19 protein-coding genes are annotated in these 23,040 nt (G+C 68.8%); 6 read left to right on the plus strand and 13 right to left on the minus strand.

Features of this window, described 5'->3' with window-relative positions; translation table 11 throughout:
* Window positions 1-321 precede the first annotated feature (321 nt).
* From IG194_RS17290 to IG194_RS17325, 8 genes are all read right to left on the minus strand, one after another.
* The gene (locus IG194_RS17290; RefSeq protein ID WP_058488327.1) at window positions 322-1,065 is read right to left on the minus strand and encodes a cache domain-containing protein; all 744 of its coding nucleotides are present in this window, start codon (window positions 1,063-1,065) and stop codon (window positions 322-324) included.
* Window positions 1,066-1,646: 581 nt separating this feature from the next.
* Window positions 1,647-2,396, minus strand: a complete 750-nt coding sequence (locus IG194_RS17295) for a FadR/GntR family transcriptional regulator (protein ID WP_058488328.1) — start codon at window positions 2,394-2,396, stop codon at window positions 1,647-1,649.
* A 153-nt stretch (window positions 2,397-2,549) separates the two neighbouring features.
* Window positions 2,550-3,242 (minus strand): substrate-binding periplasmic protein, encoded by a 693-nt coding sequence (locus tag IG194_RS17300; protein WP_058488329.1) that lies wholly within the window; start codon window positions 3,240-3,242, stop codon window positions 2,550-2,552.
* Window positions 3,239-4,612: a glutamine synthetase family protein gene (locus tag IG194_RS17305; protein ID WP_058488330.1), complete on the minus strand. Its 1,374-nt coding sequence runs from the start codon at window positions 4,610-4,612 to the stop codon at window positions 3,239-3,241. Before IG194_RS17305 ends, IG194_RS17300 begins: the two co-directional genes overlap by 4 nt.
* A gap of 121 nt (window positions 4,613-4,733) precedes the next feature.
* Window positions 4,734-5,456, minus strand: a complete 723-nt coding sequence (locus tag IG194_RS17310; RefSeq protein WP_058488331.1) for a type 1 glutamine amidotransferase — start codon at window positions 5,454-5,456, stop codon at window positions 4,734-4,736.
* Window positions 5,457-5,466: 10 nt separating this feature from the next.
* Window positions 5,467-5,907 carry a flavodoxin domain-containing protein gene (locus tag IG194_RS17315; RefSeq protein ID WP_058488332.1) on the minus strand — a complete coding sequence of 147 codons (441 nt, stop codon included), beginning with the start codon at window positions 5,905-5,907 and terminating at the stop codon, window positions 5,467-5,469.
* Window positions 5,904-7,184, minus strand: a complete 1,281-nt coding sequence (locus IG194_RS17320) for an FAD-dependent oxidoreductase (RefSeq protein ID WP_058488333.1) — start codon at window positions 7,182-7,184, stop codon at window positions 5,904-5,906. The genes IG194_RS17315 and IG194_RS17320 overlap by 4 nt, the downstream gene beginning before the upstream one ends.
* Entirely contained in the window at window positions 7,181-8,401 is a 1,221-nt protein-coding gene (locus IG194_RS17325; protein ID WP_058488334.1) for a cytochrome P450, read from the minus strand. Before IG194_RS17325 ends, IG194_RS17320 begins: the two co-directional genes overlap by 4 nt.
* Window positions 8,402-8,685: 284 nt before the next feature.
* On the opposite strand from IG194_RS17325, the gene IG194_RS17330 reads away from it, so the two are divergent.
* On the plus strand, window positions 8,686-9,366 hold the full coding sequence (locus IG194_RS17330; RefSeq protein ID WP_058488335.1) for a type 1 glutamine amidotransferase: 681 nt from the start codon (window positions 8,686-8,688) through the stop codon (window positions 9,364-9,366).
* A gap of 1,059 nt (window positions 9,367-10,425) precedes the next feature.
* Here the strand turns inward: IG194_RS17330 and IG194_RS17335 are convergent.
* Complete coding sequence (locus IG194_RS17335) at window positions 10,426-11,919, minus strand: aldehyde dehydrogenase (RefSeq protein WP_058488336.1); 1,494 nt, start codon at window positions 11,917-11,919, stop codon at window positions 10,426-10,428.
* 231 nt (window positions 11,920-12,150) lie between these two features.
* Here IG194_RS17335 and IG194_RS17340 point away from each other — a divergent pair, with 231 nt between their 5' ends.
* The gene (locus IG194_RS17340) at window positions 12,151-12,828 is read left to right on the plus strand and encodes a YceH family protein (protein ID WP_058488337.1); all 678 of its coding nucleotides are present in this window, start codon (window positions 12,151-12,153) and stop codon (window positions 12,826-12,828) included.
* A 97-nt stretch (window positions 12,829-12,925) separates the two neighbouring features.
* Window positions 12,926-13,225, plus strand: coding sequence for a hypothetical protein (locus tag IG194_RS17345; RefSeq protein WP_058488338.1), 300 nt, complete (start codon window positions 12,926-12,928; stop codon window positions 13,223-13,225).
* A 17-nt stretch (window positions 13,226-13,242) separates the two neighbouring features.
* Here IG194_RS17345 and IG194_RS17350 read toward each other — a convergent pair whose 3' ends face one another.
* The 4 genes from IG194_RS17350 to IG194_RS17365 all read right to left on the minus strand — a co-directional run bounded on the left by IG194_RS17350 (window position 13,243) and on the right by IG194_RS17365 (window position 17,127).
* Window positions 13,243-14,862, minus strand: coding sequence for an NADP-dependent glyceraldehyde-3-phosphate dehydrogenase (locus IG194_RS17350; RefSeq protein WP_058488339.1), 1,620 nt, complete (start codon window positions 14,860-14,862; stop codon window positions 13,243-13,245).
* 130 nt (window positions 14,863-14,992) lie between these two features.
* Entirely contained in the window at window positions 14,993-15,142 is a 150-nt protein-coding gene (locus IG194_RS17355) for a hypothetical protein (RefSeq protein WP_176707146.1), read from the minus strand.
* A 36-nt stretch (window positions 15,143-15,178) separates the two neighbouring features.
* Window positions 15,179-16,531 (minus strand): GntP family permease, encoded by a 1,353-nt coding sequence (locus IG194_RS17360; protein WP_058488340.1) that lies wholly within the window; start codon window positions 16,529-16,531, stop codon window positions 15,179-15,181.
* A gap of 74 nt (window positions 16,532-16,605) precedes the next feature.
* Window positions 16,606-17,127 carry a gluconokinase gene (locus IG194_RS17365; protein ID WP_024128099.1) on the minus strand — a complete coding sequence of 174 codons (522 nt, stop codon included), beginning with the start codon at window positions 17,125-17,127 and terminating at the stop codon, window positions 16,606-16,608.
* Window positions 17,128-17,331: 204 nt separating this feature from the next.
* Between IG194_RS17365 and IG194_RS17370 the strand changes: the two genes are divergently transcribed.
* The 3 genes from IG194_RS17370 (at window position 17,332) to IG194_RS17380 (ending at window position 22,887) form a co-directional block, all read left to right on the plus strand.
* Window positions 17,332-18,366, plus strand: coding sequence for a LacI family DNA-binding transcriptional regulator (locus IG194_RS17370; RefSeq protein WP_009613113.1), 1,035 nt, complete (start codon window positions 17,332-17,334; stop codon window positions 18,364-18,366).
* A gap of 255 nt (window positions 18,367-18,621) precedes the next feature.
* Window positions 18,622-21,279, plus strand: coding sequence for an EAL domain-containing protein (locus IG194_RS17375; protein WP_058488341.1), 2,658 nt, complete (start codon window positions 18,622-18,624; stop codon window positions 21,277-21,279).
* A gap of 276 nt (window positions 21,280-21,555) precedes the next feature.
* On the plus strand, window positions 21,556-22,887 hold the full coding sequence (locus IG194_RS17380) for an OprD family porin (protein ID WP_009613109.1): 1,332 nt from the start codon (window positions 21,556-21,558) through the stop codon (window positions 22,885-22,887).
* The last annotated feature ends 153 nt before the right edge of the window (window positions 22,888-23,040 follow it).

Raw genomic sequence — 23,040 nt, forward strand, 5'->3', positions numbered from 1 at the left:
CGGCATTGAACAGATGGATCGGGACTGGGAGCCCGCTGCCCACGGTGTGTGGCGGCAGCGGTGAAAACCGGGGCGGCCGGGCTTGGGTAACAGCGGCGGCCGCCTGCGTGGAGCAAGCACAGCCTATGCCATATTACATATGATTTAAAATGTTTTAGTGGGCGCTCTGCGCTGGAAGTTGGGAAGGCTGGAGCTAGAGCGGCGGGCTCTTGCGCGCAACGGCCCGGGCGACGGGGCCGCCAGGGCAGCGCAGCACCCCGGCGGGGAACGAAAATGGGGCGGAGTAACGCCGCATTGCTCCCTTCGGGAGCACTGGCTGGCTCAGGCTGCGCGGTGGCGCTTCTCCGGCAGTTGCACCAGGGTCCAGTGGGCGGACTGCTCGGCCAGGTTGGCGCGCTGGCAGCGGGTATCGCTGGCCAGCCCCAGGCTGGCTATCTCGCCGGCGATGAAGTTGGCGGTGTTGGCCGCCACCACCCGGCCTTCGCCGCTGAGGATCAGCGCCTCGTGCTCCAGGCGCATGAGCTTGGCGGTGACCACCCGCTCGAAGCGGTTCAGCGCGATGTCCGCGGCGGCCACGCCGAGGAAGCGCCCCTCCAGCAGCAGCGGGCGGGAGAAGGTGAGGATGTACATGTCCTGGCCGTAGAGGTCGACGTAGGGACCGACCACGCTGCTGCGCCCGCTGTCGCGCGGGATGGCGAACCAGGGCATGGCGCAGTAGTCGTAGAAGTTCTCGCTGCGCCGGTTGAAGTTCAGGCTCAGCGGCACGGTGCGCCCGCCGGCGCCCAGCTGGCGCCACTCCAGGTACATCTCCTTGTCGCGCAGCACGCCCGGCTGCAGCACCACGCCACAGCCCTGCAGGCAGGCGCCGGGCTGCGTCAGGCAGCCTTCTATCAGCGGCCGCAGGCTGGCCAGGTCGGCGGAATCCACGGGCCTGCCGTTGGCCTCGCGCCAGATGCTGTCGATGGCGTTGGCCAGGGTGTCGATCTGGGCAAAGATGTTACTGATCGACACGTCGATGCGCTGGGCGCACTCGTCCAACGGGGTTTCACACACTGCGCTCGCCATGGCCTGGAGTCTCTTGTTCTAAGGGGAAGCGGACCTCCGGCGGATAAAAATCCTAAATCAGAGGTTTGCACGGGAAAAACAGGGCAAGGGTTGTGCCAATCGGCTCCGAATCCACCTGTAGGAGCGCGCCCTGCGCGCGAATCGCGGGCAGGGCCCGCTCCTACAGGTGTACGCAGTCGACTTCCACGTAGGGTGGGTTGAGCTGTGAATGCTGCCTTGGCGATGGGTATCGCTTCGCTCAACACCATCCTACGAAAGACGCTGCTAGCCGGTGATGTGGGAGCAACTCTTGCCGACTGCACCGAGGCGCTTTTCGTAGGATGGGTTGAGCCTTGGCGAAACCCATGCGGCCGCGGCGATGGGTATCGCTTCGCTCAACGCCATCCTGCGAAAGACGCCGCCAGCCGGTGATGTGGGAGCAACTGTCTTGCCGACCGCACCGAGGTGCTTTTCGTAGGATGGGTTGAGCCTTGGCGAAACCCATGCGGCCAGGCGTTGGGTGTCATATTCGCTGGGGGTGTAGGAGCGGACCTTGTCCGCGATTCGCGCGCAGGGCGCGCTCCTGCATGGGGCCGTTCGGCCTAGGGCGCTTCCTGGGCCAGGAGTTCCAGTTTCATGTCGATCAGGCGCTTGATGCCGCGGTTGACGTGGGCCTCGACCAGGGCGCCGGCCAGGTTCGGGTCGCCAGCGACTATCGCTTCGCGGATCGCCGTGTGCTCCTGCTGGATGGTTTCCACACTGGGCGCGCCGGGCACCGGCAGCCAGAGCAACTCGCCGATCTCCGCCTGCAGGCGGATTTCCGCGTGGGTCAGTCGCACCGACTGCGAGGCCACCGCTATCTCGATGTGGAAGCGCGCATCGGCGCGGCGGCGTTCGTGGCGGGTGGTGGCCTTGCCCAGGGTCTCGATGTACTGCGCCAGGTGCTGGTGGTGCTCGCGGGAGGCGCGGCGGGCGGCCAGGCGCGCGGCGGTGCCGGAGATGGCGATGTGCTCGTCGCAGAGGTCGCGCAGGTCGATGGTGCTCAGCTCGTCGAGGCGGCTCAAGACGATCTCGGCGGGGATTTCCTCGATGGCGCGGATGAAGCTGCCGCCGTTGCGCCCGCGGCGGGTCTCGATGACGCCGCGCTGGCGCAGGTAGGCCAGGGCTTCGCGGAGGGTCACGGTGGCCACGCCGAACTGCATGGCCAGCTCGGTCTCGCTGGGCAGTTGCTGGCCCTCGGCGAACAGGCCGAGGTCGATGGCGTCCATCAGCCGGCGCACGACCTCTTCGGTGCGGCCTTCCTGGCGCAGGCGGATGAAGGGGCCGGGAGCGGTGGGTGAGGATCCATTCATACTGCGTTGCGGCCGCGGCGGGTGCTGGGCGCCGGAGCCAGAACTCCTGTAAGGGCCGGAGGGGGTGAGGGGCTGGCGCAGTATAACCTCATACTCAGAGTTCAATGTAGAAAGCGGCCGCCCCAAAGGGGCGGCCGATTGCCGCGAGTTGTGTCAGAACGGGTAGGCCAGGCTCGGCATCCACCGTTGCCAGATGCGTTGCAGTTCGCCGTCGGCCTTCAGCGCCGCCAGGGCGCTGTCCACCTCGTCCAGCCACGGCCCCTGGCCGCGCTTCACCGCGATGCCCCAGCGGTTGTGGGTGGGCACGCTGAAGCCGATGGCCAGGTCGGGCTCCTCGGCCAGCGGCACCAGCGCCACATCGTCGTCCACCAGGGCGTCGATCTGGCCTTCGCGCAGGGCCCGGACCATGTCGCCGAGCACGTCGTCGGTGTCGCCGCCGAAGGGCACGGTGACGCAGCCTTCGAAGGTTTCCGCCAGGGCCATGTTGAGGCTGTTGGCGATCGCCCCGACCTTCTTCCCGACCAGGTCCGCCGGGCTGCGCACCAGGCTGCCGCGCAGCACCATCACCGCTTCGTCGAACACCGCGTAGGGCGCGGTGAAGTCGGCGAGGGTCAGGCGGTAGTTGGAGATGCCCTGGCCGCACAGCAGGATATCGGCGTCGCCGGCCTGCAGCGCCGGGTAGAAGTCCGCCCAGTTGCGGTAGACGAACTGCGCTTCGCGGCCCAGGCGCCTGGCCAGGGCGCGGGCGACGTCGGACTCGTAGCCGTGGCGGTAGCCCTCGGCGTCCTTGTGGAACAGCGGCGGGGCCGGCAGGTCGGCGCAGAGAACGCGCAATACGCCGCTCATGGCAGGTAGTCCATGTACATCTTGGCTTCCCACTCGGTGACGACGGAGCAGTAGCGCGCCCACTCGTCGGCCTTGAGGTCGCGGTACAGCTCGGCCATCGCCGGCGGCAGCGCGCCGCGCACCACGGCGTCTTCGTCGAAGGCCTGCACGGCTTCGCCGAGGGTCATCGGCATGCGCACGTTCTCGCGGGCGGCGGGGATGCTGTCGCTGTTGTCCGGGGCGCCCGGGTCGGTGCGGTTTTCCAGGCCGTCGCGGATGCCGGCCAGCAGCAGGGTGTGCGACAGGTAGGGGTTCACGCTGGCATCGGGCAGCTTGTATTCCAGGCGGCCGTTGGCCGACAGGCGCACGGTGCAGGTCTTGTTGTCCATGCCCCAGTTCAGGCGGTTGGGGGCGAACAGGCCTGCGTCCCAGAAGCGCTTGTAGGAGTTCACGGTGGAAGCCATCACCAGCATCGAGCCGGGGGCGTGGGCCAGCAGGCCGCCGAGGGCGTGGCGGCCGGTGTCGGTCAGGTGCAGTTCGCGGCGGTCGGCTTCGGCCAGCACGTTCTGCTCGCCGCGCCAGAGGCTGAAATTGTGGTGGCAGCCGCTGCCCATGCTGCCGGTGGTGGGCTTGGGCATGAAGCTGGCGCGCACGCCGAACTCGTTGGCCACCTGGCGGCAGATCAGGCGATAGGTCACCAGGCGGTCGGCGGTGAGGTGGCAGTCGTCGAACATCCAGTTCAGTTCGAGCTGGCCCGGGTCCTCGTAGTCGCCCTCGATCATGTCCAGGCCCATGGCGCCGGCGTACTGCATCACGCGCTGGAAGATTGGTCGCATGGTCTCCAGGTTGCCCAGGTGGTAGGCCGGGCTGGCGCCGGGGCGCATCTTGACTTCCAGCTTGTCGCCGAACCAGGTCATCTCCGGTTCGCAGCCGGTCTTCAGGCTCAGCCCGGTGTCGGCGGTGAAGGCCTTGTGGCTGTCGATCAGCAGGCCGCGGGCGTCGGTGGCCAACACCTGGCCGGCCAGTTCCTGGCGGTGGTCGGGCTCGTACAGGCGGCAGAAGAAGCTGCCGATGGACTTGTCCCAGGGCAGCACGTTGAAGCTGCTGACGTCGGGGATGGCGGTGAACTCGGCGGCCTGGGCGCCGCCGCCGAGCAGCACGCCGGCGCGGGTGCTCTGCAGGTCGGATAGGGCGGTGCGGTGGAACTGCACGCCCTTCTCCAGGTTGCGCAGCAGGTGCTTGGCCGGCACCACCTTGGCCAGCACGCGGCCGCTGAGGGTGACCACCTGGTAGTACAGGTACTCCACGCCGGATTCGCGGATGCGCGCGGCGAGGTCCTGGGCGACGGCGGAGCTGGTGTTGTATTCCTTGTGTAGATCGAGCGCTGTCATTTCGGGGTTCTCCTCGGGCAGCGGCAGGCAAGGCACGCTGCGATGGCGGATGAAATTAAATTTGTAAACTGTGTTTATATGTTTTAGAGCGAAGAACGGAACCTCTCTGCGAAGCGCCGGGCTAGGGGATGAACGGGGAACAGACCGGGCGGGCGTGTTCGCGGAAGAAGGCGGCGGTCCAGCGGGCGATCTGCCGGTTGTCCGGGCTCAGCCGCCGCAGCGATTCCCAGGCCCGCGCGGTGACGTCCGTCGGCAGCAGGCCGTTGCCGTAGCGGTCGAGCAGGGCGGCCAGGTAGTCCACGCTGAACTCCGGGTGGAACTGCACCGAGCGCGCCGGGAAGGCGTACTCCAGCACGCCGTGCGGGCAATGGGCGGAGCCGCCGGCTACGCGCGCCTGCGGCGGCAGGCTGCTGACCTGGTCCTGGTGGAACACCAGGGTGGCCGCGTCCTCCAGGCCCTCGGCGTCATAGTGGTAGGCCTGGGCGCCGACGCCCCAGCCGACCTCGGCGCGGGTGGTGCGGCCGTCGAAGGCGTCGGCCATGATCTGGTGCCCGAAGCAGATGCCGAACACCGGCCGGCGCAGGCTGCGCAGGCGCCGCAACAGGGCGACCAGATGCAGCATCCAGGGGCTGTGCTCGTAGCAGCTGTGGCGCGAGCCGGTCAGCAGGTAGCCGTCGAAGGCGGTGGCCTCGGGCAGCGGCTCGCCGCGCACCGCCGAGACGTAGGTGAAGTCCGCCTCGGGCAGCGCCGGGGCCAGCCAGCTTTCGATCATCGCCGGGTAGCTGCCGAAAGCCTCCTGCAGTTCCTCGGGGATCAGGCCGTTCTCGATGATGCACAGGCGCATGGCGTTCTCCTCAGAGCTGCCCGAGCAGGCCCTTGGCCCAGGCCAGCGCCGCGTCGCCGGGCAGTTCGCCGCTGGAGGCGTCGTGCTGGCCGTGTTCGCCGACCTGCTGCGCGCCCAGTTCCACCAGGGCGTCGGCGATGATCCGGCTGCCGCGGTTGAAGGTCTCGTAGAAGCTGTCGCCCAGGCCGAAGGTGGCGAAGCGCAGGCCGGCCAGGTCCGGGCGCCGGCCTTGCAGCGCGGCGTGGAAGGGCTGGGCGCTGTTGGGCAGCTCGCCGTCGCCGTAGGTGGAGCAGACGATGACGTGGAAGTCCTGCGGGTTCAGCGTGGCCGGATCGAAGGCGGCCATGTCGCGGACCTGGGTGGGGTAATCGGCGCCCAGGGCGTCGGCGAGGTCGTCGGCGACCATCTCGGCGTTGCCGGTCTCGGTGCCGAAGAGGATGAGGATGTTCATGCGGGGTTCTCCTGGGGGCTGCGGGCGATGGCGAGCATGCCGGCGCGGTCGGTGATCTTGCGGCGCACGCGGCCGGGGGCGGCGGCCCGGGTTTCGGCGTGGTCGATGCGCTGCCACTGCGGGTAGCCGACGGTGCGTTCGCGCAGCCCGGCGGGCAGGGCGGCGAGGCCGGGGCGGCCATTGCGCGGCGTGGCCTGCTGGTCGGCGACCATGGTCTCGGCGACCAGGCGGGCGTCCAGGCGGTTCTCCGGGATGGTCCCGCGCGGGCCGCGGCGCAGCCAGCCGACGCAGTACAGGCCGTGGTCCAGGCGGCCACGTTCGAGGTCGGCGTTGGCGCCCCGCAGGGCGTCGCGTTGCAGCAGGCCGTCGGCCGCTTCCTCGAAGCCGATGGCGCTGACCAGGCTGTCCACCTCCAGGCGCAGTTCGCGGCCGTCGGCGTGGCGCAGTTCCAGGGCTTCGACGCTTGCGGCGCCGTGGATGGCCTGGGGTGTCCAACCGAAGTGGAAGACCAGTTCGCGGCCGGCTGCCGGCTGCTCCTGCGCGGCCAGCGCGCGCAGCACGTCCAGGCGCGCCTGCTCGGCGGCGTCGGCACAGGGGGCGTCTGCCGGCGGCAGGTCCTCGATGCGGATGCGCACCCCGGCCAGCTTGCCCAGCTCGCGCAGCATCACCGGGTCGAAGCGGGCCTGGGCGGCGGGCGAGCGGCCGAGGATGTCGATGCGCTCCACGCCTTCGGCCAGCAGCGCCTGCAGCGGCGCCTCGGCGATGTCGGAGCCGGCGAAGTCCTCGGCCGACTTGGCCAGCAGGCGCAGCACGTCGATGGCCACGTTGCCGTTGCCGACGATGGCCACGCGGCGGCCGAATGCCGGGGCGAAGCCCTGTTCGTCCGGGTGGCCGTTGAACAGCCGGGTGACGCGGCCGGAGCCGTAGACGCCGGGCAGCTCGTCGCCGGGGATGCCCAGGCGGCGGTCGCCGTATAGGCCGGTGGCGAGCACCACCAGGTCGAAGGCTTCGCGCAATTGCTCCAGCGATAGGTCGCGGCCGATCTCCAGGTTGCCGAGGAATGCCACGCCTTCGCGCTCGAACAGCCGCTCGAACTGCCGGCACACCGCCTTGGTGCCCTGGTGGTCCGGCGCCACGCCGTAGCGCACCAGGCCGAAGGGCGCGGGCAGACGCTCGAGCAGCACGATCTGCGCGTCCGCCCAGCGCTTGCGCAGGGCCTGGGCCAGGTAGCAGGCCGAGGGCCCGCTGCCGACGATGGCTACGCTGGGGGCGTTCATTTCGCCGGCACCGCGTCGAAGCGGATCGGCAGACGGGTGGCGCCGGTGTTGCCGCTGTCCGGCAGCCACTCGGCCTTGCCGTTGGGCGCCGGATGTTTCAGGTGCTGGGCGAGCAGGGCCAGGGCCGCGGTCATGTCGCCGCGGGCGATGAAGTGGCCGATGCAGTGGTGCGCGCCGGCGCCGAAGCCGAAGTGCGGCAGGCGCTTGGCGGTGATGTCGAAGCTGGCGTCCTCGAAGGCGTGCGGGTCGCTGCCGGCGGCCTGGCTGAACAGGTGCACGGTGGTGCCCTTGGCGATGTGCAGGCCCTGGTACTCGAAGTCTTCCAGCGCCTCGCGGGTCACCCAGGTCACGGTCGGGCGCACGCGCATCACTTCTTCCACGGCGGCGCGGGCCAGTTCCGCGTCGTTGCCCAGCAGCTCCCATTGCGCGGGGTGCTGGAGGAAGGTGTCCATGGCCAGACTGAGCTGGTTGCGGGTGGTGTCGATGCCGCCGAAGATCGCCAGGACGATCATGTCGTACAGCTCCTGGTCGCTGAGGGCGTTCTTGTCCTCTTCGTTGGCGCGCACCAGGCTGCTGAGGAAGTCCTCGCCCAGGCCGTTGCGCTTGAGCGCTTCCACCGCCTGGCGTGCATAGCCGAACAGCTTGTCGGTGGCGGCGTTGATGCGCGCCTCGTCGCGCTTGAAGGTGACGCCCAGGGCCAGGCCCATCTCCACCGCCAGGTCGGCCAGGCCCTTCCACTCGCTGATCGGCAGGCCGAGCAGCAGGCAGATCACCTGGGTGGCGTAGGGCTCGGCGAACTCGCTGACGAACTCGCACTCGCCGCGGCCTTCGAACTGCGCGATCAGGTCGCCGGCCAGGCGCTGGAAGTCCGGCATCATCTGCTTCACCAGCTTGGGCGCGAAGGCCGGGTTGGCCAGGCGGCGCAGGCGCGAATGGTCGGCGCCCTCCTTGCTCAGCAGCATGCGCATCCACCAGTCGGCGAAGCTGCCGCTGGCGTTGTTGTGCGCGGGCCAGGCGTAGCTGCCCTGGCGCAGGCGCTGGTCGCGCAGCAGCTTGTTCACCTCGTCGTAGCGCAGCACGGCGATGCCATAGGGCGTGCGGGCGAACCAGCTTTGCGCGCGGGCATCCATTACCGCCTGGGAGCGGATGGAGAAGCTCGGGTCGCTGACATCCAGGTAGGGCGCGTCATCGAGGCGGGTAGGGGCGCTGGTGGTCATTCGGACACCTCCGTTCTGGCGCTTGCCGCCAGTGGGCGGTGCGCTGTTGTTGTGATGGGCGATGCCGGGCGGCGCCGCCATCCGCCGTCGGTGGGCGGCGGGGGATGGATTTGAATTTAAAATATGGTTTCATAGTTTTCAACAGGCTTTTTTCGCCTTTCCGGTGCCTTTTGGGTGGGGCTTGGTTGCTCGTGAAAGCGAGAATCCAGGTTTCATGCGGGTTCCAGCGCCGCGGATGAGGCAAATAAAAAATCTGTTTTAAAATCTTTTAAGGAGAAAGCGCCATGAAACCATCCCGTGCCATCGCCGTGCTGCACGACGCCGCCGACGTCGCCGGTTGCCTGCCGGAGCTGTTCGCCGAGCAGGGCGTCGACCTGGAGCTGCGCTGCGTAGAGGAAGGCCTGCCGCCGCCGGAGAGCCTGGAACTGCTGCTGGTGCTGGGCAGCCCCGAGTCGGCCTACGACCACCGCGTGCCCTGGCTGGGCGGCGAACTGGCCTGGCTGAAGGCCGTGCAGGCGCGCGGCGTGCCGACCTGGGGCATCTGCTTCGGCAGCCAACTGCTGGCCCGCGCCCTGGGCGGCGAGGTGTACCGCAACCGCCAGGCCGAGATCGGCTGGACGCCCATCGATACACCACAGACGGACTGGGCGTTCCGTGGTCCCTGGCTGAACTTCCACTTCGACGCCTTCACCCCGCCGCCGGGTGCCACCCTGCTGGGTGCAACTGAGTTGGCGGCGCAGGCCTATAGCCATGGGCGCAGCCTGGGCGTGCAGTTCCACCCGGAGATCGACACGGCGATGTTCGATACCTGGATCGCCTACTGGCGGCGCAGCGAGGAGGGCCGGCGTTTCATGGCCGAAGCGGGGGATTTGCCGGAGCGGATTCGCGCGGAGATTGCCGAGCGGGAGGGGGTGAACAAGGGGAATTGCCGGGCGTTGCTGGGGGATTTTCTGGGGCGGTTGTGATTGGGGGGCTTGGTGCTTGTTGTAGGAGCGAGCTTGCTCGCGAAGGGAGTTTGCCGGCGGTTGCGGTGTGTGGGGTTGGCTCCGTTCCCTCTCCCTAACCCTCGGCTGCGCGCCCCGCCCTGAAGGGAGAGGGGACCGTTCGGTGTGCTCGGATGTTCTGGCGTTAGCCGGCTACTCCGGAGGTACCGGCATGAGCCACATTCCCCCTTGGCACGGACGGCTCCCTCTCCCTCTGGGAGAGGGCTGGGGTGAGGGTGACGGACTTCGACGACGCTCCGGAGCACGGCTGGGCTCCGCTCCCTCACCCTAACCCTCTCCCGGAGGGAGAGGGGACCGTTTGGTGCGTTTGGTTGTGCTGGCGTTAGCCGGCTGCCCGGAGGTACCGGCATGAGCCACATTCCCCCTTGGCACGGACGGCTCCCTCTCCCTTTGGGAGAGGGCTGGGGTGAGGGTAACGGACTTCGACAACGCTCCGGAGCACGGCTGGACTTCGTTCCCTCACCCTAACCCTCTCCCAGAGGGAGAGGGGACCGTTCGGTGCGCTTGGTTGTGCTGACGTTAGCCGGTTGCTTCGGAGGTATCGGCGTAAACCATGTTTCCCGGCCGCACGGATAGCCCCCTCTCCCTCTGGGAGAGGGCTGGGGTGAGGGTGACGGACTTCGACGACGCTCCAGAGCACGGCTGGACTTCGTTCCCTCACCCTAACCCTCTCCCAGAGGGAGAGGGGACCGTTCGGTGCGCTTGGCTGTGCTGGCGTTAGCCGGCTGCCCCGGAGGTATCGGCGTAAACCATGTTTCCCGGCCGCACGGACAGTCCCCTCTTCAGAGGGAGAGGGGACCGTTCGGTGCGTTTGGTTGTGCTGGCGTTAGCCGGCTGCCTCGAAGGAGCCGGCGTAAACCATGTTCCCCGGCGGCACGGACAGCTCCCTCTCCCTTCAGGGCGGGGCGCGCAGCCGAGGGTTGGGGAGAGGGAACGGAGCCAACCCCATACACCACAGTCACCGGCAGACTCCCTTCGCGAGCAAGCTCGCTCCTACGAAAGACGCCGGCGCAGGGACAGTCAGAGCTTGATCCAAGTCGCCTTCAACTCGGTGTACTTGTCGAACGCATGCAGCGACTTGTCCCGGCCATTGCCCGACTGCTTGAAGCCGCCGAAGGGCGCGGTCATGTCGCCGCCGTCGTACTGGTTCACCCACACGCTGCCGGCGCGCAGGGCGCGGGCGGTCTGGTGGGCCTTGGTGATGTCGCGGGTCCAGACCGCGGCGCCCAGGCCGTACTGGGTGTCGTTGGCGATGCGGATGGCTTCCTCGGCGCCTTCGAACTCGATCACCGACAGCACCGGGCCGAAGATTTCCTCGCGGGCGATCTTCATGGCGTTGCTCACGCCGTCGAACAGCGTCGGCTCCACGTAGGTGCCGCCGGTTTCCTCCAGCACCTGGCGGCCGCCGGTCATCAGCTGGGCGCCCTCGGCCTTGCCGGCCTCGATGTAGCCCAGCACCTGCTCCAGCTGGCGGCCGTCCACCAGGGCGCCGACGTTGGTGTCCGGGTCCAGCGGGTGGCCGGCCTTCCAGCCTTTCAGGGCCTCGACCACCATGGGCACGAACTGCGCCTTGATGGACTTCTCCACCAGCAGGCGCGAGCCGGCGGTGCAGACCTCACCCTGGTTGAAAGCGATGGCAGCTGCCGCGGCTTCGGCGGCCGCCTGCAGGTCCGGGGCGTCGGCGAAGACGATGTTCGGGCTCTTGCCGCCGGCCTCCAGCCACACGCGCTTCATGTTCGATTCGCCGGCGTAGACCAGCAGTTGCTTGGCGATCTTGGTCGAGCCGGTGAACACCACGGTGTCCACGTCCATGTGCAGCGCCAGGGCCTTGCCGACGGTGTGGCCGTAGCCCGGCAGCACGTTGAGCACGCCCTTGGGCAGGCCGGCGTCCAGCGCCAGTTGGGCGATGCGGATGGCGGTCAGCGGCGAGCGCTCGGATGGTTTGAGGATCACCGAGTTGCCGGTGGCCAGGGCTGGGCCGAGCTTCCAGCTGGCCATCATCAGCGGGAAGTTCCACGGCACTATGGCGGCGACCACGCCCACCGCCTCGCGGGTGACCAGGCCGAGCTGGTCGCGCGGGGTGGCGGCCACCTCGTCGTAGACCTTGTCGATGGCCTCGCCGCTCCAGCGGAGGCTGTCCGCCGCGCCGGGCAGGTCGACGTTCAGCGAATCGCCGATGGGCTTGCCCATGTCCAGGGTTTCCAGCAGCGCCAGCTCCTCGGCGTGTTCCTCCAGCAGCTCGGCGAAGCGCACCAGCACGGCCTTGCGCGCGGCCGGCGCCTGCTGCGACCAGGTGCCTGCCTCGAAGGCGGCGCGGGCGCTCTGCACGGCGCGCTCGGCGTCGGCGGCGTCGCAGCTGGCGACCTTGGCCAGCAGGCGCCCGTCCACCGGGCTGAGGCAGTCGAAGGTGGCGCCGTCGGCGGCGTCGCGGTACTGGCCGTCGATGAAGGCGCGGCCTTCGATGCGCAGTTGGCTGGCGCGGGCTTCCCAGTCGGCTCGGGTCGCTTGGGTCATGGTGGGGTCGCTCCTGATCGTTGTTGTGGTGTGGATGGCCGCCGGGTAGGCGAGCCGAATAATACATATGAGACCATATCTTAAGCCCTCGCCAGTGCCAATAGTCGCCTGCGAAGCGCTGCCGGTCAGCCGCCAGCAAGGAGGCTCGGCATGAGGCGCGACGCCATGGAGGGTGCCAAAGCCGACGGACGCGGCTAGGCTAAGGGCCTCGACGCGACCCCTGGAAACAACATGAACGAAGAATCCACAAGCCTGCCCGAGCGCGACCCCCTTAGCGCGGTGGACATCCGCGTGCTCGGCAGCCTGATCGAGAAGCAGCTGACCACCCCGGAAGCCTATCCGCTGACGCTCAACGCCCTGGTCACCGCCTGCAACCAGAAGACCAGCCGCGAGCCGGTGATGGACCTCAACCCCGGCCAGGTCGGCCAGGCCCTGCGCAGGCTGGAGGGCCTGGAGATGGTGCGCCTGGTGATGGGTAGCCGCGCCGACCGCTGGGAGCAGCGCCTGGACAAGGCGCTGGAGCTGGTCAAGCCGCAGTGGGTGCTGCTCGGCCTGCTGTTCCTGCGCGGCCCGCAGACGCTCAACGAGCTGCTCACCCGCAGCATGCGCATGCACGATTTCGACGACACCGAGGAAGTCCGTCACCAGCTGGAACGCCTGGCCGCCCGCGGTTTCGCCGTGCAGCTGGAACGCCAGAGCGGCCAGCGCGAGGACCGCTACATGCACCTGCTGGGCAGCGCCGCCGACCGCGAGGCCGCCATCGCCGCCAGTGGCCGTGGCGCCCCGGCGCCGCGCGGCGAGCACAGCGTGCAGGACGAGGCGCGCATCCTCGAACTGGAGGCCCGGGTGGCCGCCCTGGAGGAACGCCTGGCGCGCCTGGAACAGGACCGCGACAACGGCCTGGACTGAAACCAACGATGGCCATGGAAACGGCCGGATAAGCATTCTTTAAGAATTCGTCCGCATAGTGCCAGGACCGTTTTCATGGCTGCACAGGGGAGCTTCCATGGGGCCCAGACTTACGCAGGCGCTGCTGGTGTCGGTGCTGTGCCAGCTGTCCGAAAGCCAGCCGCGCTCGCTCGCCGAGTTGAGCGGGCAGCGCGAGAACAACCTGCTGGCGATCCGCGAGCTGTTCCGCCAGGGGCGCATCACCGGCGTGCTGCGCGACGACCCCTTCGGCGCCGAGGACGCCCAGGGCCCGCTGCTCTGCGATGCCGAGCGGCTGCGCCTGCGCCGCTCTTACGCGCTGCAGATGGAGGAACTGAACGAGCAAGCGCCGCCAGCCGAGGGGTTGATCCGCGTCTGACGGTGCTTGCGCAGGCCTCAGAAGATGTAGTCGGTGGTCAGGAAGTTCGACTCGCGGCCCTGGATGATCTCGCTGATCAGCGCCTTGTTGGCGGCATTGAAGCGCGTCGCCACCAGGGTGCGGATGGAGAAGGTGCGCAGCGCGTCGTGCACCGACAGGGTGCCCTCGGCGGAGTTCTTGCGGCCGTTGAACGGGTAGCTGTCCGGGCCGCGCTGGCACTGGGCGTTGAGGTTGATGCGGCCGACCTGGTTGGCGAAGGCGTCCACCAGCCGGCCGACCTGCTCGGGGTCGCTGCCGAACAGGCTCAGCTGCTGGCCGTAGTCGGACTGCAGCACGTAGTCGATCACTTCCTCCAGCTCGCGGTACGGCACCACCGGCACCAGCGGGCCGAACTGCTCCTCGTGGTACAGGCGCATCTGCGCCGTCACCGGGCTGAGCAGCGCCGGGTAGAAGAAGCTCTCGCGCGACTGGCCGCCGCCGGCGTTGATCACCTTGGCGCCTTTCTCCAGGGCGTCTGCCAGCAGGCCGTTGAGGTAGTCCACCTTGCCCGGCTCGGGCAGCGGCGTCAGGGCCACGCCCGGCTCCCAGGGCATGCCCGGCTTGAGCTGGGCCAGGCGCGCGCTGAACTTGTCGAGGAAGCCCTGCAGCACGCTTTCGTGGACGAACAGGATCTTCAGCGCGGTGCAGCGCTGGCCGTTGAACGACAGCGCGCCGGTGATGGCTTCTTCCACGGCGTTCTCCAGGTCCACCTGCGGCAGGACGATGCCGGGGTTCTTCGCGTCCAGGCCCAGGGCCGCGCGCAGGCGGTGCGGGCGCGGGTGCAGGCGCTTGAGGTCGGCGGCGCCCTTGTGGGTGCCGATGAAGGCGAACACGTCGACCTTGCCGCTGGCCATCAGCGCCGAGACGGTTTCGCGGCCGCGGCCGTAGATGATGTTGATCACCCCCGGCGGGAAGCTGTCGCGGAAGGCCTCCAGCAGCGGGCGCATCAGCAGCACGCCGAACTTGGCCGGCTTGAAGACCACGGTGTTGCCCATGATCAGTGCCGGGATCAGGGTGGTGAAGGTCTCGTTCAGCGGGTAGTTGTACGGGCCCATGCACAGCGCCACGCCCAGCGGCACGCGGCGGATCTGGCCGAGGGTGCCCTGTTCCAGCTCGAAGCGGCTGGAGCGGCGGTCCAGGTCCTTGAGCGCGTCTATGGTGTCGACGATGTAGTCGCAGGTGCGGTCGAATTCCTTCTCCGAATCCTTGAGGTTCTTGCCGATCTCCCACATCAGCAGGCGCACCACCGCCTCGCGCTGCTCGCGCATGCGCGCCAGGAAGGTCTCCACGTGCTGGATGCGCTCGGCCACCCGCAGGTTGGGCCACAGGCCCTGGCCGTTGTCGTAGGCGGCCACGGCGGCGTCGAGGGCGGCCAGCGCGGCGTCGGCGTCCAGCAGCGGGGTGCTGCCGAGGATCACCTGGCGCTCGCCCTCGGCGGTCTTCAGGAAGATCGGGCTGCGCACCGGCGCCAGCGGGCCGTCCCAGCGGCGCAGTTGGCCGTTCACCAGGTAGTCGCGTTGCTCGACCGGGGCGTCGGGGCGCCAGGCCTCGGGGATGTCGTCGATGGCGGGGAACAGGGTGTCGAGGTTGTGGCTCATGGTTCCTCCCTCAGGAACGGGCGCCGCTGGGGCAGAAGGGAAGGGCGCCCGGAATGTTGTTTTTAGCCTGGATCGGCCTGAAGGTGAATCGTTTCAGCCTGCGTTCGTCGGAAAGCCCGGCGAGGGGCTTTCAGCGGGCGCGGCCGGACGGCCGGGGCGCGGCTGGCGCCCGGGCCTCGCCGAGCAGCTCCTGCTGCTCGGCATAGCGCTCGCGCACGTCGAAGTCGCGCGGCCAGTCGTTGGCGGGGGAAGGCTTGGGCTCGCGGGCTCGGGCGGACATCGGCGGTACTCCTTTCACGGGGGAAGCCGGTGGTCTTCAGACCACCAGCGAAAGCAGCAGGATGAACACCAGGCCGACCACGGAGAGGATGGTTTCCATGGCCGTCCAGGTCTTGAAGGTCTCGGCGACGCTCATGTTGAAGTACTGCTTGACCAGCCAGAACCCGGCGTCGTTGACGTGGGAGAGGATCAGCGAGCCGGCGCCGGTGGCCAGCACCAGCAGCTCGCGGTTGACCCCCGGGATCATGCCCACCACCGGCACCACGATGCCGGCGCCGGTGATGGTGGCGACCGTGGCGGAACCGGTGGCCACGCGGATCACCGCCGCCACCAGCCAGGCCAGCAGGATCGGCGAAATCTGCGCGTGCACGGCCAGGTGGCCGATCACGTCGCCCACGCCGCTGGCCACCAGCATCTGCTTGAAGCCGCCGCCGGCGCCGATGATCATCACGATGGCCGCGGTGGGCGCCAGGCTCTGGTCGAGCAGCTTGAGGATCTGCTGCGAGCCGAAGCCGCGGGCGTAGCCGAAGGTGTACAGGGCCAGCAGCAGCGCCAGCAGCAGGGCGGTGATCGGGTGGCCGATCATGTCCATCCAGGCGCGGAAGGCGTGGCCGTCGGGCAGCAGCACGTCGGCGAAGGTCTTCAGCAGCATCAGGAACACCGGCAGCAGCACGGTCAGCAGGGTGATGCCGAAGCTGGGCAGGTCGCTGCTCTCCGGCTCGTGGGCGATCTGCGCCACCAGCTCCTCGGACGGGCTGCCGGGGATCACCCGGGCGATCCAGGCGCCGAACAGCGGGCCGGCGATGGCCGCGGTGGGCAGCGCGACTATCAGGCCGTAGAGAATGGTCTTGCCGATGTCGGCGCCGAACACGCCGATGGCCAGCAGCGGGCCCGGGTGCGGCGGCACCAGGCCGTGCACCGCGGAAAGCCCGGCCAGCAGCGGGATGCCGATCTTGATCAGCGACACGCCGCTGCGCCGCGCGACGATGAACACCAGCGGGATCAGCAGGATGAAGCCGATCTCGAAGAACAGCGGGATGCCCACCAGGAAGGCCGCCAGCATCATCGCCCAGTGCACCTTGCGCTCGCCGAAGGCGTCGATCAGGGTGCGGGCGATCTGATCGGCGCCGCCGGACTCGGCCATCATCTTGCCGAGCATGGTGCCCAGGGCGAGGATCACCCCGACGAAGCCGAGCACCCCGCCGAAGCCGTCCTGGAAGGCCTTGACGATCTGCGCCACGGGCATGCCCGAGGTCAGGCCGAGGAAGCCGGCGGCGATGATCAGGGCGAGGAAGGGGTGGATCCTGAAGCGGGTGATCAGCACGATCAGGCCGATGATGGTGACCAGCGCATCCAGCAGCAGGTAGGTGTCGTGGGACAGACCGAACATGGCGGGGCTCCCTTGTCGTTGTTTTTACGGGCGTTTTGGGATAGCGCTGTCTTCAGCGCGCGGCAAAAATCGGTTCAGGCCGGCTCGTGGGCGCGCCACCAGGCCAGGGCCTGCTCGACGATGATTTCCACCGGCAGGGTGGCATCGACGGCGAGGGTCAGCGGTTCGTCGTGGGGCGGTTCCAGGGCGGCGAACTGGCTGTCCACCAGGGTCGCCGGCATGAAGTGCCCGGGGCGCTCGGCGACGCGGCGCGCGGCTTCCTCGCGGGGCAGTTCGAGGAACACCACGCCCAGGCCCGGCACGGCCTCGCGCAGGCGTTCGCGGTAGGCCAGCTTGAGCGCCGAGCAGGTCAGCACCGGGCGCTGGCCGGCGGCCACGGCCTGGCGCAGCAGCTCGGCCAGGGTGGCCAGCCAGCCGGCGCGGTCGTCGTCGGTCAGGGGGATGCCGGCGCTCATCTTGCGGATGTTCTCGGCCGGGTGGAAGGTGTCGCCTTCGATCTCGTGGGCGCCGCTGGCGCGGCACAGCGCCTGGCTGACGCTGGTCTTCCCGCAACCGGAGACACCCATGATCAGCAGGGCGTGGATGGGAGGGAGCATATCGCACCTCGGTGGGGAGACAGCGCTGTCTTTAAAAGTCGAAGCCAAAAGCATGGGGCTGCCTCCGCTTTCTTGTCATTCTAGTGCTTGCGTATGGTGTCCGCGGTTTTTCCGCCACAGCGCGATCCGGGGCTTTCAGGCAATTGCCGGGTTCGCGAGACAGCGCTACCTTAGTGCCTCGATTTTCGTTTGGCAAGCCAGCCGATGCCCTCGCAGAAGAAGAACGACAAGCACTCCCGCGCCAGCGGCCGCCCCACCCTGAACGAAGTGGCGCAGCGCGCCGGCGTCAGCCCCATCACCGCCTCCCGCGCCCTGCGCGGCGTCAGCAGCGTCGCCGAGGCGCTGGTGCTGAAGGTCCGCGAGGCCGCCGCCGAGCTGGGCTACGTGGCCAACCCCGCGGCGCGGGCGCTGGCCTCGGCGCAGAGCCACAGCGTGGTGGTGCTGGTGCCGTCGCTGTCCAACCAGCTGTTCGTCGACACCCTGGAGGCCATCCACGGCGTGCTGCGGCCCCAGGGCCTGGAAGTGCTGATCGGCAACTTCCACTACTCGCGCGACGAAGAGGAGGACCTGATCCGCAACTACCTGGCCTACCAGCCCCGCGGCCTGCTGCTCACCGGCTTCGAGCGCACCGAGAGCGCGCGACGGATGGTCGAGGCCAGCGGCGTGCCCTGCGTCTACATGATGGACCTGGACCATAGCCCCGGCCTGCACTGCGTGGGCTTCTCGCAGATCGCCGCGGGCATGGCCGCCGCCGAGCACCTGCTGGCCGGCGGGCGCAAGCGCCTGGCCTACGTCGGCGCGCAGCTGGACCAGCGCACCCTGCTGCGCGGCGAGGGCTTCCGCCGCGCCCTGCAGAAGGCCGGCTGCTACGACCCGGCGCTGGAGATGCTGACGCCGCGGCCGTCCTCGGTGGGCCTGGGCGGCGAGCTGTTCCGCCAGCTGCTGGCCGCGCGGCCGGACGTGGAAGGCATCTTCTTCGGCAACGACGACCTGGCCCAGGGCGCGCTGCTGGAGGCGCTGCGCCAGGGCATCGAAGTGCCGCGGCAGGTCGCCGTGGTCGGCTTCAACGACCTGCCCAGCTCGGCCTACATGGTGCCGCGCCTGTCCAGCATCCGTACCCCGCGCGAGGCCATCGGCCGCCGCGCCGCCGAGACGCTGCTGGCGCTGATCGCCGGGCGGCCGATCGCCGAGCCGGTGCAGGACCTGGGCTTCGAACTGATGGTGCGCGAGAGCAGTTGAAGCATGCACAGGGTATTTCTGCCGATCTCGCTGCGTCCGCTGCCGCCGCGCTTCATTTCCCGGGCCTTGCGGTCGCCCTGTTTCACGGCCGGCGGGGCGCGTTGCAGAGCGCCCCGCCCATCGTTCGACGGCCGGTACTGGGGAATGCCGCCGGTCTGCCGATAGGCATCAGGTACCCGCCCGGTGGTTGATCGGATGATGGCTAAGTGACATAACCGGGTTCGACACTCTCGCTGCAGTCACAGACGGATCTACATGACCAGCAATTTCGATGTCTTCACCCACGCCCGGGGAGGCTCGCGCCGGCAGCGCATCGGCGTGCTCTTCTATGCCGGCGTGCTGCTGGTCCTCACCCTGCTGGTCGGGCTGAGCGGCTGGAGCGTGTACCGCGACTACCGCAGCAGCACCGACCAGGTGCGGCAGAACCTCTCGGCGCTGGCCCGCTCGCTGGAGGGCTACATCAGCGCGCTGCTGCTGCAGAGCTACGGCAGCATCTACGCGGTGTCGGAAGACCTGCAGGGCCTGGGCGAGGTCGCCGACGCCGGCCTGGTGCGCGGGAAGCTGGCGCAGGCGATGCGCTACGACCCGGTGTCGACCTACCTGTTCGTGCTCCGCGACGGCCACCTCTACGCCGTGGACGGCCACGGCCAGCCGGCCGAGGAGCACCTGCGCCCGCTGCTCGCCCTGGGCGACCTGCCGGCCAGCGAGCGCCCGGCCTTCGGCCACACGCTGCGCGGCCCCAACGGCGCCTTCCTGCTGCCGATGTACGTCGGCCAGCGCGGCGCCGACGGCCGCACCCAGCGCGTCGGCGCGCTGATCGACACCGACCGCGTCGGCGACCTGCTGCGCCGCCTGGGCCTGGCCGAGCACATGAACGCCGGCATGTTCGACAACCTCGGCACCGTGCTCTACCGCACCCCCGACACCCTGAACTCCGTCGGCCGCCGCCTGCCGGAGTGGTCGCCGCTGTTCCCGCGCCTGGGCCGCCCGGACTTCGCCCTGGTCGAGGGCCGCAGCATCAGCGGCGAGCCGTCGCTGTTCGCCGACGCGCCCTCGGCGAGCTTCCCGATCCACGCCGTGGTCGGCCAGGCTTCGGCCAGCTACCTGCTGCCCTGGCTCAAGCGCGCCGGCTTCAGCGCCGTGCTGCTGGCCATCTGCGCCCTGGCTCTGGGCCTTTCCGCCTGGCAGCTGCGCCGGCTGATCGGCGAGATCAGCCAGAACGGCCGCTTCTACCGCCAGCTGTTCACCAACATCAACGACGGCGTGTTGCTGATCGGTGTGGACGGCCGGGTGCGCGCCACCAACGAACGCGCCGCGAGCATGTTCGGCGTCGATTCGCCGGAGCGTCTGATCGGCCTGCTGCCCTCGGAGCTGTCGCCGGAGCGCCAGCCGGACGGGCGCCTGTCGCTGGTGGCCAGCCGCGCCAATCTGGAAGGCCTGCTCAGCGGCGAGCTGCGCGAGGTGGACAGCGAGTGGCAGTTCCTGCGCCGCGACACCCGCCTGCCGTTCGACTGCGAGGCCCACGTCACGCGCTTCAGCTGGCAGCAGAACGCGCTGTTGCTGGTGGTGCTGCACGACATCACCGAACGCAAGCGCTACCTCGCCGAGCAGGAATACCTGGCCAACCACGATTCGCTCACCGGCCTGCCCAACCGCTACTGGCTGGGCCGCCACATCGAGCAGCGCATCGCCCGCGGCGGCGGGCGCTTCGCCATCCTGCTGCTGGACATGAACCGCTTCAAGGAAGTCAACGACACCCTCGGCCACCAGCACGGCGACAGCGTGCTGCAGCAGGTGGGCGCGCGCCTGGGCGCCTGGCTGCGCACCCAGGAGGCCGGCATCGCCCGCCTGGGCGGCGACGAGATGGCGGTGATCACCCGCGAGCTGGACGACGAGCGCGGCGTGCCCGGGCTGTGCCAGGGCATCGCCCGGGTGCTGCGCCAGCCGCTGTCCGCCGGCGGCATCCAGCTGGAGTTGTCGGCCAGCATCGGCGTGGCTCTCTACCCGGACCACGGCGACACCCCCGGCGACCTGCTGCGCTGCGCCGACATCGCCATGTACCAGGCCAAGCACGGGCGCCGCGACTTCCTGCTCTACCAGCGCTGCGACGACACCTACACCCCCGAGCGCCTGGCCTTGCACACCGGGCTGGGGCGGGCCATCCGCGAGGGCGGGCTGCAACTGCATTACCAGCCCAAGGTGAGCCTGGCCGACGGCCAGGTGATCGGCTTCGAGGCCCTGCTGCGCTGGGAGCACCCCGAGCGCGGCATGATCCCGCCCGGCGAATTCATCCCCATGGCCGAGTCCACCGAGCTGATCCACCCGCTCACCCGCTGGGTGCTGGACGAGGCCCTGCGCCAGCTGCGCGCCTGGAGCGAGCACGGCCTGGAAACCTGCATGGCGGTGAACATCAGCGCCAACAACCTGCGCAACCCGCACTTCGTCAGCGAACTGCAGGGCCTGCTGGCCCGCCACGGCATCGCCGGCTCCCTGGTCGAGCTGGAAGTCACCGAAGGCACCCTGCTGGAAGACCCGGAGATGGCCCTGCGCAGCCTGCAGGCGATCCGCGACCTGGGGGTGACGCTGTCGATCGACGACTTCGGCACCGGCTACTCGTCCCTGGCCTACCTCAAGCGCCTGCCGGTGCAGGTGCTGAAGATCGACCGCACCTTCGTCTCCGGCATGGCCGACAACTTCTCCGACGCCATGATCGTGCAGTCGACCATCGCCCTCGGGCACAACTTCGGCATGCAGGTGGTGGCCGAAGGCGTGGAGGACGCGGCCACGGCCACTGCCCTGGCGCGGCTGGGCTGCGACATCGCCCAGGGCTACCACTTCGGCCGCCCGATGGGCGCCGCCCAGGTGATGGACTGGCGCCTGCAGCGCCAGTTGGAAGCCCTCGGCCTGAGCTGAGGCGCGCCGTATGGTGCGCGGACAAGGTCGGGCAATTGTTACGTATTTGTTAAAAGACCTTTGTCCATATCCGGATTCAAATAGCGCTTCGATCCGGCATCATGTCCCCACTCCGCCAGGGGAATAGAGCGGGGTTCGGAAGTACTTCCACTACAGAAACTTACGTTCGCTCGACCATGACTGTTACGCATGGCCGAACATTTGTTCCTGCCTACAAGAAAAGTCGGCCATCACGCTTACCACTGGCCGGCACTCCAAGACTCAAGGGGCAACTCCATGAAGCACCTCAAACGCAGCATGCTCGTGCTCGCCGTTTCCACCGCCGCCATGCAACTGGCCCAGGCCGAACCCTTCGTCAGCGACCAGGCCGACGCCAAGGGCTTCCTCGAGGACAGCCACCTCGACCTGCTGCTGCGCAACTTCTACTACAACCACGACGGCAAGAACGGCGCCGACGACCAGCGCGACTGGACCCAGGGCATCTTCGCCACCTACAGCTCCGGCTACACCCAGGGCACCGTCGGCTTCGGCGTCGACGCCTTCGGCTACCTGGGCATCAAGCTCGACGGCGGCTCCGGCACCGCCGACAGCGGCAACCTCCCGGTGGACCGCCACGGCAACCCCGAGGACGACTACGGCAAGGCCGGCGGCGCGCTGAAGGTGCGCATCTCCAGGACCGAGCTGAAATTCGGCGACATGCAGCCCACCGCCCCGGTCTTCGCCGCCGGCGGCACCCGCCTGATGCCGCAGACCGCCAAGGGCTTCGCGCTGATGAGCAGCGAGCTGCAGGGCCTGGACCTGGAAGCCGGCCACTACACCGCCGGCACCAGCCCGGTGACCACCAGCCACACCGGCGGCATCTGGGCCACCTACGCCAACGTCGAGGCCGACAGCGCCGACTTCGTCGGCGGCCGCTACGCCATCACCCCGGACCTGAGCGTGTCGCTCTACGCCGCCGAGCTGGAAGACATCTGGCGCCAGTACTACGGCAACGCCAACTACAGTCTGGCGCTGGGCGGCGACCAGTCGCTGGGCTTCGACTTCAACATCTACCGCACCAACGACTACGGCCAGGCCAAGGCCGGGCGCATCGACAACACCGCCTGGTCGTTCGCCACTGCCTACTCCTTCCTGCAGGCGCACACCCTGACCCTGGCCTTCCAGAAGGTGCAGGGCGACACCCCGTTCGACTACGTGGGCTTCGGCGACAACGGCGCGGGCGCCGCCGGCGACTCCATCTTCCTGGCCAACTCGGTGCAGTACTCCGACTTCAACGGCCCGGGCGAGCGCAGCTGGCAAGCCCGCTACGACCTGGCGATGGACACCTACGGCGTGCCCGGCCTGAGCTTCATGGCCCGCTACATCAACGGCACCAACATCAACGGCGAGCACATGGCCGCCGACAGCTCGTACCGCGGCTACGAATACGGCCGCGACGGCAGCCACCACGAAACCGACCTGGAAGCCAAGTACGTGGTCCAGTCCGGCCCGGCCAAGGACCTGTCCTTGCGCCTGCGCCAGGCCTTCCACCGCGGCAACGCCGACCAGGCCGAGGACGACAACAACGAACTGCGGCTGATCGTCGACTACCCGCTGTCGATCCTCTGAGGCGCCTCTTTCTTGGGGAAGTTGCCGCGCGATGAACGCAGCTTCCCCAAGAGTTCCCCGCAGATTGTTACGTTTTCGCTGAAGGTGTTTCCCAGGACAGGGAATTTATCTGAGGCCGGCTGGTCGTTAATGTATTACCCATCCGATTCGGCC

Origin of the sequence: Pseudomonas sp. ADPe (assembly GCF_014843515.1) — a bacterium.
Classification (GTDB): Bacteria; Pseudomonadota; Gammaproteobacteria; order Pseudomonadales; family Pseudomonadaceae; genus Pseudomonas; species Pseudomonas citronellolis.

Excerpts from the sequence above, each read along its gene's own strand:
- IG194_RS17290 (WP_058488327.1), bottom strand. The coding sequence starts at position 1,065 with ATGGCGAGCGCAGTGTGTGAAACCCCGTTGGACGAGTGCGCCCAGCGC.
- IG194_RS17295 (WP_058488328.1), bottom strand. The coding sequence starts at position 2,396 with ATGAATGGATCCTCACCCACCGCTCCCGGCCCCTTCATCCGCCTGCGC.
- IG194_RS17300 (WP_058488329.1), bottom strand. The coding sequence starts at position 3,242 with ATGAGCGGCGTATTGCGCGTTCTCTGCGCCGACCTGCCGGCCCCGCCG.
- IG194_RS17305 (WP_058488330.1), bottom strand. The coding sequence starts at position 4,612 with ATGACAGCGCTCGATCTACACAAGGAATACAACACCAGCTCCGCCGTC.
- IG194_RS17310 (WP_058488331.1), bottom strand. The coding sequence starts at position 5,456 with ATGCGCCTGTGCATCATCGAGAACGGCCTGATCCCCGAGGAACTGCAG.
- IG194_RS17315 (WP_058488332.1), bottom strand. The coding sequence starts at position 5,907 with ATGAACATCCTCATCCTCTTCGGCACCGAGACCGGCAACGCCGAGATG.
- IG194_RS17320 (WP_058488333.1), bottom strand. The coding sequence starts at position 7,184 with ATGAACGCCCCCAGCGTAGCCATCGTCGGCAGCGGGCCCTCGGCCTGC.
- IG194_RS17325 (WP_058488334.1), bottom strand. The coding sequence starts at position 8,401 with ATGACCACCAGCGCCCCTACCCGCCTCGATGACGCGCCCTACCTGGAT.
- IG194_RS17330 (WP_058488335.1), top strand. The coding sequence starts at position 8,686 with ATGAAACCATCCCGTGCCATCGCCGTGCTGCACGACGCCGCCGACGTC.
- IG194_RS17335 (WP_058488336.1), bottom strand. The coding sequence starts at position 11,919 with ATGACCCAAGCGACCCGAGCCGACTGGGAAGCCCGCGCCAGCCAACTG.
- IG194_RS17340 (WP_058488337.1), top strand. The coding sequence starts at position 12,151 with ATGAACGAAGAATCCACAAGCCTGCCCGAGCGCGACCCCCTTAGCGCG.
- IG194_RS17345 (WP_058488338.1), top strand. The coding sequence starts at position 12,926 with ATGGGGCCCAGACTTACGCAGGCGCTGCTGGTGTCGGTGCTGTGCCAG.
- IG194_RS17350 (WP_058488339.1), bottom strand. The coding sequence starts at position 14,862 with ATGAGCCACAACCTCGACACCCTGTTCCCCGCCATCGACGACATCCCC.
- IG194_RS17355 (WP_176707146.1), bottom strand. The coding sequence starts at position 15,142 with ATGTCCGCCCGAGCCCGCGAGCCCAAGCCTTCCCCCGCCAACGACTGG.
- IG194_RS17360 (WP_058488340.1), bottom strand. The coding sequence starts at position 16,531 with ATGTTCGGTCTGTCCCACGACACCTACCTGCTGCTGGATGCGCTGGTC.
- IG194_RS17365 (WP_024128099.1), bottom strand. The coding sequence starts at position 17,127 with ATGCTCCCTCCCATCCACGCCCTGCTGATCATGGGTGTCTCCGGTTGC.
- IG194_RS17370 (WP_009613113.1), top strand. The coding sequence starts at position 17,332 with ATGCCCTCGCAGAAGAAGAACGACAAGCACTCCCGCGCCAGCGGCCGC.
- IG194_RS17375 (WP_058488341.1), top strand. The coding sequence starts at position 18,622 with ATGACCAGCAATTTCGATGTCTTCACCCACGCCCGGGGAGGCTCGCGC.
- IG194_RS17380 (WP_009613109.1), top strand. The coding sequence starts at position 21,556 with ATGAAGCACCTCAAACGCAGCATGCTCGTGCTCGCCGTTTCCACCGCC.